This is a genomic window from Paraburkholderia sp. BR14320, from assembly GCF_040948665.1.
Lineage (GTDB): Bacteria > Pseudomonadota > Gammaproteobacteria > Burkholderiales > Burkholderiaceae > Paraburkholderia > Paraburkholderia youngii.
In genome coordinates this window covers 1-8,937 of the sequence record NZ_JBFPKG010000099.1, presented here as the reverse complement: position 1 = coordinate 8,937, position 8,937 = coordinate 1, and the positions used below count along the sequence as shown (strand labels likewise).

The following is an 8,937-nucleotide window of genomic DNA, read 5'->3' as shown; positions in this document are numbered from 1 at the left end:
ACCAACGACGCCTACGGCAAGCGGGCGTCCACGGCGTAAGCACCTTATTCCTTAGTCGAATAGGTTTTTCTGACTTCATAACCATAAAGCTTATGATAGCAATTTGACCGGATCTTGGCCGGACGCCAATTGGACCTGATGGTTCGCTCGCGCAAGAGGCTAGCGGTAAAACCATTGAAACAGCGAGGTGATGCAACAGGCGCATGTCAATCCCGAACGATGAGTGTCGATTGGTGCATTCTGCGAAGAACAGCAAGAAGCCGGCCTGCGGCGTTGCCGTTCGAGATCCCCTGCAGAGCGTGGACGGACGGCTCGACGACTGCCTGTGTTTGCGGAGCCGACGTTCGCGCACATTGGATCGAGCGGCTGTATTGGGTCCGACAGTACGCATTCGTGAAACTAGGTAGCGGGCGTTCGCCGCAGTTCCTCGAGGAACGCCCGGTGAGCAGCCGTAAACGGGCTTGTCAGAGTCGACACACGAGCGTCAGTTGTGGCCGAACTATGCGTCCTTAGGACGCGGGGCTGGATGACCGTAACGCCGCGAATAGCCGCCGGTAAAGCGGAAACATACACATGACGGCGGAGGGGAGGGCGCCTGTCGTTCCGCAATGCGCCAAAAAAAATCGCGATCAGGTCGTCTGCAGCGCCAAGAGGCCAAGCTCAAATATCGGGGCGCGCAGTGTCTGAATCTGATGCCGAAGACATTGCGCATGGGACCGTCTGCGCTGCGGCGGGTTTACGCTGACGCAGCATTGCTGACCAACATGGTTCGACGACATCCCGATGGGCGGTAAATGGCACGTGTACTGCCAATGCCGGAGCGTTGGTGTGGGGCGGTGCGCCGCCGGAAGTTGGATCAAAAAGCGCCGAACAGACGATCAAGCGCGGCACTGATCCGTTCCTGATCATTTTTGAGCGTGCCAATTGCCGGACCCAGATCCCCTGTCCTGAACGCGCCGAGCAATGGCGTTTCCAGTACGAACTGTTCTCCCTCAAGTTCGAATATGGGCGAGAGATCCTGCGCAACCTTGCTTGCCGTGTAGTTGCCGGTCACTCGTGTCAAGGGAATGACGACACGCGATATGAGGTTGCCGAGATGGTCACTCTGCACGTCCAGCAGAAACGGTGAGATAGCTTTCGATCTTGACGAAGGATTTTTGTAAAGGTCAAAACGCGCCATCAAAACATCCGGTGCTCTTCGAGGGGCAAGCCATCGCGCTCGATACGCGCATTCATTTCCGCGATGAAATCAGCGTTCTTTTCCTCCCAGGCGCGAGCCTCGGCTGCTTGAACTTCTTCGCGCAAGCCGCGTTCGCTTGCGCGCGAAACGTTGACTTTCAATTCCTTGGCGCGTACGAGGAGATCTGTCGGAAGCGAAACGTTGGTAGGTTTGCGCGTTGTCGTTGCCGGGGCATGCGCTTTAGCGACACGTTTCGTGGCGTCCGGCCGCCCCACAGTTGTATTGATCATGAGCGTTTCCTACGTGCATGAATCATGCGCATAGTATGCCATGCTTCGCGCCAGCCGCAAAATTCTGGACCAGCCGTCAGTTCCAGCAATAGGGTGTACGTTTTTGTTCTGACGTACGTCAAAGGCGCACGGGTCGATAAAGCGTTCACGCATGGTTCATGAAGCGGGCGCTATTGCCACCACGGCTGCCGTAGATCACACGTCCGTCAGACAGGCCGAACACGAACGTGTGGCCAGCTTCGGCGGCGTGTCGCCAGCCGGGCAATTCCCCTGTACTCGATGACCCGTTGCCCCCGGGGATCCGCTTTAGCGCGAACAGTCCCATGCAATGTGCGGCGAAGTGTCAGGCGTTGCAAGCACATCGCCACGGTCGCTGCAATTCAATGTCTGCAGTTCAGACGTGCAACTAACGGTCCCAGTCTTCCGACCTCCTGCTCGGGCTTCGCCCCAAAACCAGCTCACAAAAAAGCGACGGCGCCGGCTTGCCCTCGCGGCGGGATGCACGTGCTTGGCAACGGCTAGGATGCTTCCATCAAAGCGACTTCACTTGTGAGCCGCGAACCCGCCGCTCAACTGACCGCAGACCAGCTGAGCGCGCTATCGGAGTCGATTCCGGGATGTGAGGTGAAGGACGCGTCTCAAGCGAAACCGGTGTCTCAGGGGCGCGAGAAATCTGCCGGCGTCAGCTCGAGTCGTGCCGCAGGATGGGCGAGCAACTTCCGTTCGGCGATCGCCCGGATGCGGCCGTACCCATTACGAAAGGTTTTGAGGATGCGCTCGTTGTCCGCACGTGGATCGAGCCAGAAATACGCTTCCAACGCCGCGATCGTGATGACGCATTCGACCGGGCGGTTCTGGAAGACAAGAGAAAATGCCACGCCGCGGCGATTGGCAAGCACCTGCGGCTCAAGTTCGACGGTTTCCATAGGTGGCGGGCACGGCGCTTCCGATCAGGTCACGATGATTTTTGCACAGCTTTTGAATTTCGGGTGCAGTCCAAGTTTGCGCGTCGCTGGTTATGGCGAGCCACGTCGGACTGCATGGAAGGCCGCGGTTCTCAACGCCGGTTGCGCGCTGACTACTTGCGTCTGTCACTGGCAAAAGCATCCCCGATCTGCCTGGCCCGCTTCACCTCATCACTGTGCAGATAGATCGACGTCGTGGACACGGACGCGTGCCGCAGGTTGTCCCGCACGGTGGTCAGTTCCGCGCCGCGCCCCAGCGCATGGGTGGCGTGAGTGTGGCGCATCCAGTGCGGACTCGCGCGACGCAGCTTCTCTGCCAGTGGCGGATGATCCGCCTGGATGGCCTGCGCGGCGAGTAGGAAGAAGCGCCTGAGCACACCCCAGAGCCGCGCGCTGCTGATCGCTGCCTCACTGTCTGTCTCGAGGCTGCCGATGACCGGCGTTTCCGACCGCCAGCGCACCGGCGCGATCGGCAACTCGCGTCCGGCGAGATACTGTGCGAGGGCGTCCCACGCGAGTGGCGGCAGCGCGACGCGCGCGAGCTTCTTTCCCTTACCCGTCACGCGCAGCCAGTGATCCCCGCGCGCATCGGTCTCAACGTGCCCGAGCGTGGCGCCGACCAGTTCGCTCGCACGCAGCCCGGTCGCGTAGCCAAAGTCGAGCAGAAAGCGCAGCCGTTGTGCCGCCGGGGCTAACCAGCCATGCGACCACTCGAGTCCATCGGCGATCGTGCGCACGAGCGCCCATTCGCCCTCGCTGAACGCGTGCGACGTATCCAGCACGTTGACGCCGCTGGCCTCGCGCACCTTCACGCCCGCGAACGGATTGGCGAGCACGTAGCGCTGCTCGATCAGCCAGCGGAACAGTGCGCCCAGTATCGACAGCGCATGCGCGACCGAGCGGGCCGACAGGCTGCCGCTGAACGGGCGCCAGTCCGGCGACGTGCGTGGCCGTACCGGCCCAACCCAGCGAGCGCGCGGCGACGGGTGGCGCAGGAACGCGCGATACGCAATCGCGTCTTCCGTCGTGAGCGAGGACAACGCGCGGCCGCGCTCGACAATCGCCCACAGGATCAGGCGCTCGGCTTCCTTGCGGTAGGTGCGCTGCGTGGCGGGAGACTCGTGCAGCGCAAGCCAGGTCTGCACCGCTTCGTAGTCGTTGTCGGCGTCGAGCGCGCAGGTGGCCTTCGGCGCGCGGAAGGTCCCCTGGGAGCCATCGACTTCGTGCGGGACCTGCAGCGATTCCCACGGTGCGAGCTCGCCGCGGCGGCTGGCGATCACGAGCGCACGCGCCTTTTCAGTCAGGGCAGGCCACGCCGCGAAAAACGCCTCGAACGCGCGGGCGCTGGCGACACCGAGGCCAGGTACCGCTTTCCACCACTGGCGGCGGCGCGGCACGCGTACGGTCAGATCCGCGAGCGTGCGGATGGCGTGGGCGTGCAGCACGCGCACGGCTCGTGGTGCGAACCACTGCGCGACGTCATCGGTGATCTGCGGTTCGGGCGCACGCGCGGTGCGCAGCAATTCGATGGCGTGCGCGACTGCCTTGGCGTGCCGTGTGCGATCTTCCGCGGGGTGATCGAGGAGGGCGGCCAGGTCGTCACGATGCGCGGTGCGCGCGATGGCCTGAAGCCGGCGCCGGATGCGCCCGAGCACGCCGCGAGCCGATTTACCGTCGCCCAGCGACGCCGGCTGATAGCGCTCGACCGCCTCGCGCACGGGCAGTCCCGCATACCATGCACGCAGCACGGCGAGTTCATCGGCCCTGGGAAAGCTGTACGGGTCGGTGGGGGCCGGGGCGGGGGTCCAGGTGAGGCAGATTGTCATGACGCCGAGTTTATCGTAGAAATAGATGCCTTATGATAAGAAGGATTATCTTAATGATCACGCTTCGGCTCACGTATCTTCACCGGTGCGCCGCTTACGCAAGTAAAGTTGTGCCTAAATTGCAAGCAAAGTTGTGCCTACAGGTTCAAGCGTCCCGGCCACGCGGGCTGCGGACTCGCGCTCGCTGGTAACGACGTGCCGCACAGGCGAGTTCAAGCCCGGACCGCCAGAAGCCGCCAAAGTGCTGGACGTCTCCAACGAGCACGCGCTAGCTGTGTGCGAGCAGCGGATCCATGGGTTCGGGGTGGACAAGTGGTGCCGCTGGTGTGTGTGGCAGAGCGACGTGCAAGATGCGCTGATAGTCGGCGGCGCTACGCCGCAAGGCCGCGATCGCGTCACAAGGTGTGGTTCGTGTCGCCTGTAATTGTGCGCCTGCCAGCCGCGCGGCGAATTGTCCGTCGCCAGTTCGGTAGATCCAGCACCACAGACGCTTGCCCCTGAACCCGAGCAGGCGCCGCCGGCGGAGGTCGAGGTCTCCGGGTTGAAATGTATCCATGACACTCCACCCTGTATCGCGCGACCATGTCAGGCACGCGCCAGAGTGGTCGGCCAGCATCGCATTGCGACGATGCTCGTGCACGCAGGCAGATGCGATGCGTCGCTCAGGTTTGGTCGGGTGGGGTGCCGTCTCCCACGCATCAGTGTGCGCGGCCACGAAGCTCAGCCCATCAGGCATAACTCTGGCCAGCCATGCGCAGCGGTTCCAGGGGGCATACGGTTCGGTATCGGACCATTCCGCAACTCCCATCTTCGCTACGAGCGCGGCCCGTAGCGTCGCTTCATGCCAGAGGGCGCCCAGTGTAACGCGCGCGGCGTGATATGAGAGCCAGCGCGCCTGCCTCGGATTGAGATTCGCGCCCTGAACGCGGTACCCGTTCGCGATCTTATCGCGAATACCACTGAGCGCGACATGAGGCTGTCGTCGATCCGGCCAGCGGCGCAACTCGGAGGCCGGTTCGATCGCCCGCGCCCAGAGGACATCCGTGAAGGCGCGAAGCGCGCGCACGTCGGATCGTATCGTTCGACCAATTTCCAGTGGATCGGCCATATCAATGAAATCTGTGACGATCCGTGTGGAATGCGGTGCGACGTGCCTGCGGATGTGACGCGCGAGCGCGCGATACACCATCACGTCGGGCGCGTCGCCCCAGAATGCGGATATCGGAGGCGGTCGTGCCGTGGACTGCGCCGGCATGTGCTCAGGCAATGAAATGCGTTCATGCTGTGCGCACTGATGGGCCGTCGGTAATGGGAAGGGCATGGGCCTCAGCGGATGGAAACACGAAGGCCAGGGCACGCCGAGCGCGTGAGCTGACATGGCCAGCCAGTACAGGCTTTCCGCTTCGTGTCTCCTGGGGGGCGCTTGAGAAAACGGAAAATAAAGCACGTTAGCGACGGGCGATCGTCGCCGACTGACCCGATATAGCGGTCTTTCCTCGACTTCCAAACCGCTCAACGCGCTCTTCGAATGATTCGATGACGGCTCAAGGCTAGCCTGTCGGTTACTCAACGGTTACGGATTTGGCGAGATTTCGCGGCTTGTCGATATCCGTGCCGCGCGCAAGGGCCGCGTGAAAGGCGAGCAGTTGCATCGGAATCGTGTGCAGGATAGGCGAAAGCAAACCGTAGTACTCGGTCAGCCGGATCACCTCGATGTCCGGACTCGGCGACAGCCCGCAATCGATATCCGCGAACACGAACAGCTTGCCGTTGCGCGCGTTCACCTCGTGCATGTTCGACTTCAACTTTTCGAGGAGGCCATCGTTCGGCGCGATGGCAACCACGGGCATCTGCTCGCAGATCAACGCGAGCGGACCGTGCTTCAGTTCGCCGGCAGCGTAGCCTTCGGCGTGGATGTATGAGATCTCCTTCATCTTTAGCGCCCCTTCGAGCGCAACCGGATAGTGCATACCGCGCCCGAGGAACAGAATGTTTTCCTTGCGCGTCAGGATTTCCGACCACGCGATGATGTGCGGCTCGAGGGCTAGCACCTTGCTCATCGCGTCGGGCAGATGGCGCAATGCCCGCAGATGGGTCCGCTCGTCGTCGTCGGACAGACGGCCGCGCATTTGCGCTAGCGTGAGCGTCAGCATGAAGAGGGCGACGAGTTGCGTCGTGAAAGCCTTGGTCGATGCAACGCCAATCTCGATGCCGGCGCGCGTGATGAAATTCAGTTCGCATTCGCGCACGAGCGCACTTGTCGGCACGTTGCAGATAGCCAGCGTCTTGAGCATCCCCTGCTGTTTGGCGACATGAATCGCGCCCAGCACGTCTGCGGTCTCGCCGCTTTGCGAAACCGCGACCACGAGGGTGTTGGGGTTCGCCACGTTTTCGCGATACCTGTACTCGCTGGCGATCTCGACGTTGACGGGCAGTTGCGCGAGGCTTTCGATCCAGTATTTTGCCGTCAGCGCAGCATGGAAACTGCCTCCGCAGGCGAGCAGCACGACCGAATCCACCGCGTTCAGCACGCGCCATGCACTATCACCAAACAGTTCCGGCATGATTGACGACACGTCCTGCAAAGTCTCCGCGACTGCACGGGGCTGCTCGAAAATCTCCTTTTGCATGTAGTAGCGATACAGTCCGAGGTCGGCCGCGCCGCTGTGCGCGGCGACGGTGTGGATGGAACGTTCGACACGGCGTCCGTCGGCATCGACGATCCAGTGGCGATGAAGCTGAATGTCCACGACATCGCCGTTTTCCAGGTACGCGATCTTGTCCGTCACGCCCGACAGCGCGATGGCGTCGGAAGCGAGGAAGTTTTCGCCTTCGCCGAGACCGATCACGAGCGGCATGCCGTCGCGCGCCCCCACCAGTCGATGCGGTTCGTCACGGCAGATCACTGCAATCGCGTAGCTGCCGCGCAAGCGAGTAGCGGCTTCGCGGACTGCGTCGAACAGATCGCCGTTGTACAGATAGTCGATCAGATGGGTGATGGCTTCGCTATCGGTCTGGCTCGAGAACACGTATCCGTGACCTTTGAGGGTCGCGCGCAGCTCCTCGTAGTTTTCGATGATGCCGTTGTGAGACAACGCGATGCGCGGCGAATCGGCACTGGGCGAGAAGTGCGGATGCGCGTTGTCCGTGACCGGCTTGCCGTGAGTCGCCCAGCGCGTGTGAGCAATGCCGGTATAGCCCGACATCGACAGCTTCGCGATTTCCTGCTGCAACGTGGCGACACGATCGACACTGCGCGCACGCACGAGTTCGCGATCCTGGTACAGCGCAACGCCGCACGAGTCGTAACCGCGATATTCGAGCCGCTTAAGACCGTTGATGAGGTCAGGCAGGATGTTCCGTTGTGCGACCGCACCGACAATTCCACACATCACTTTTCTCCGCTAGGGGTTCGTTGGGAACCGGTGCAGCGATAGTAAAGTCGATTCTGTGAAATTAAATGTCATAAATATAAGTGAAATGAAATTTCAATCTAGCATCAAAGCGTGGTGAAATTTAATTTCATATTCTGCCGATGATTGCGAGGACCGCATGCCCAGTATCACACTCGACGAGCTTGACCTGCGCATACTCGGGATACTGCAAACCGATTGCGCCTTATCGAATATCGAACTTGCTGAACGCGCGCATACGTCGCCGCCGACGTGCCTGCGTCGCGTGAACCGGTTGCGGGAAACCGGCGTGATCCAGCGCGAAATTGCGATCCTCGATCATTCGAAGCTCGGCGCGACGATGACGGCGATCATCGAGGTGAGTCTCGACCGGCAGACAGCGGAAGATCACGAGCGCTTTGAGACGTATATCTGCGCGGAGCCGAGCGTCACGCAGTGTTACCGGGTGTCGCCCGGGCCGGACTTTATCGTGGTCGCGGATGTGATGGACATGGCCGCTTACGACGAACTCGCGCGTCGGTTGTTCACGAGCTCATCGAACATACGCAATGTCCGAACGTTCTTCTCGACGCATCGCGCCAAGTTCGAGGCGAATGCGCCTGTACGGTCTATGTCGGGCAAAGTTGGTACGGAGTGAAGTTGGTAGATCGGGAGGCTTTTCGTCAACAATCTGGGGGCCTCAACGTCGGCTTTCGGCCAGCTCTGAGCCGCTCGGCCAGCTTACCCAGGATAGTTGCCGCGCACACCAACCCCATCAGGAAAGGCTAAAGCTGGTGGTGCCGGGCAGAACGCAGTGGCCGGAATCCACCGCGCCGCACGCTCTGGTCCTCACGCGCTCGTCGACCTGGCAATGCAGACCGACAAGGGCCTCGTACTCGCGCAGGCGCTGCTCGAATATCTGCGCCGGCGGGCAATCCTGTTGCCGGGTTCGAACGTGATCGAGCGGATCTGTGCTGAAGCGGTCACCCGCGCGACGCGTCGCATCCACGACGTGCTCACGGAATCGCTGTCGGAGGGTCACCGGCAAAGACTGGACGAGTTGCTGAAGCGTCGGGACGACGGCCGCATGACGTGGCTCGCGTGGTTGGCTACCGCCGGGCAAGGCGAATTCCCGGCAGATGCTGCAGCACATCGACCGCCTCAAAATCCTCCACGCCATTGACCTGCCCGCAGGCCTCGACCGGATGGTTCACCGGAACCGTCTGCTCAAGATCGCCCGCGAAGGCGCGCAGATGACGCCTGCCGACCTGGCCAGATTCGAAA

At 61.7% G+C, this 8,937-nt stretch carries 7 protein-coding genes and 1 pseudogene; 2 read left to right on the top strand and 6 right to left on the bottom strand.

What is annotated here, in order from left to right; translation table 11 throughout:
• Positions 1-856: 856 nt before the first annotated feature.
• From AB3X89_RS38120 to glmS, 6 genes are all read right to left on the bottom strand, one after another.
• Entirely contained in the window at positions 857-1,180 is a 324-nt protein-coding gene (locus tag AB3X89_RS38120; protein ID WP_368587800.1) for a CcdB family protein, read from the bottom strand.
• On the bottom strand, positions 1,180-1,470 hold the full coding sequence (locus AB3X89_RS38115; RefSeq protein ID WP_368587799.1) for a type II toxin-antitoxin system CcdA family antitoxin: 291 nt from the start codon (positions 1,468-1,470) through the stop codon (positions 1,180-1,182). Before AB3X89_RS38115 ends, AB3X89_RS38120 begins: the two co-directional genes overlap by 1 nt.
• A gap of 656 nt (positions 1,471-2,126) precedes the next feature.
• On the bottom strand, positions 2,127-2,396 hold the full coding sequence (locus AB3X89_RS38110) for a DUF1488 family protein (protein WP_368587798.1): 270 nt from the start codon (positions 2,394-2,396) through the stop codon (positions 2,127-2,129).
• A gap of 152 nt (positions 2,397-2,548) precedes the next feature.
• Entirely contained in the window at positions 2,549-4,261 is a 1,713-nt protein-coding gene (locus AB3X89_RS38105) for a phage integrase family protein (RefSeq protein ID WP_368587797.1), read from the bottom strand.
• Positions 4,262-4,529: 268 nt separating this feature from the next.
• Positions 4,530-5,453, bottom strand: coding sequence for a hypothetical protein (locus AB3X89_RS38100; protein ID WP_368587796.1), 924 nt, complete (start codon positions 5,451-5,453; stop codon positions 4,530-4,532).
• Positions 5,454-5,823: 370 nt separating this feature from the next.
• Complete coding sequence (glmS, locus tag AB3X89_RS38095; RefSeq protein WP_368587795.1) at positions 5,824-7,653, bottom strand: glutamine--fructose-6-phosphate transaminase (isomerizing); 1,830 nt, start codon at positions 7,651-7,653, stop codon at positions 5,824-5,826.
• 160 nt (positions 7,654-7,813) lie between these two features.
• Here glmS and AB3X89_RS38090 point away from each other — a divergent pair, with 160 nt between their 5' ends.
• Together AB3X89_RS38090 and AB3X89_RS38085 are read left to right on the top strand one after the other, a co-directional pair.
• Positions 7,814-8,311, top strand: a complete 498-nt coding sequence (locus AB3X89_RS38090; RefSeq protein ID WP_368587794.1) for an Lrp/AsnC family transcriptional regulator — start codon at positions 7,814-7,816, stop codon at positions 8,309-8,311.
• 198 nt (positions 8,312-8,509) lie between these two features.
• A pseudogene (locus AB3X89_RS38085) lies at positions 8,510-8,937 on the top strand (DUF4158 domain-containing protein); the annotation flags it as partial.

Coding starts and splice junctions, on each gene's coding strand:
- AB3X89_RS38105 (WP_368587797.1), bottom strand. CDS start 4,261: ATGACAATCTGCCTCACCTGGACCCCCGCCCCGGCCCCCACCGACCCG.
- glmS (WP_368587795.1), bottom strand. CDS start 7,653: ATGTGTGGAATTGTCGGTGCGGTCGCACAACGGAACATCCTGCCTGAC.
- AB3X89_RS38110 (WP_368587798.1), bottom strand. CDS start 2,396: ATGGAAACCGTCGAACTTGAGCCGCAGGTGCTTGCCAATCGCCGCGGC.
- AB3X89_RS38090 (WP_368587794.1), top strand. CDS start 7,814: ATGCCCAGTATCACACTCGACGAGCTTGACCTGCGCATACTCGGGATA.
- AB3X89_RS38120 (WP_368587800.1), bottom strand. CDS start 1,180: ATGGCGCGTTTTGACCTTTACAAAAATCCTTCGTCAAGATCGAAAGCT.
- AB3X89_RS38115 (WP_368587799.1), bottom strand. CDS start 1,470: ATGATCAATACAACTGTGGGGCGGCCGGACGCCACGAAACGTGTCGCT.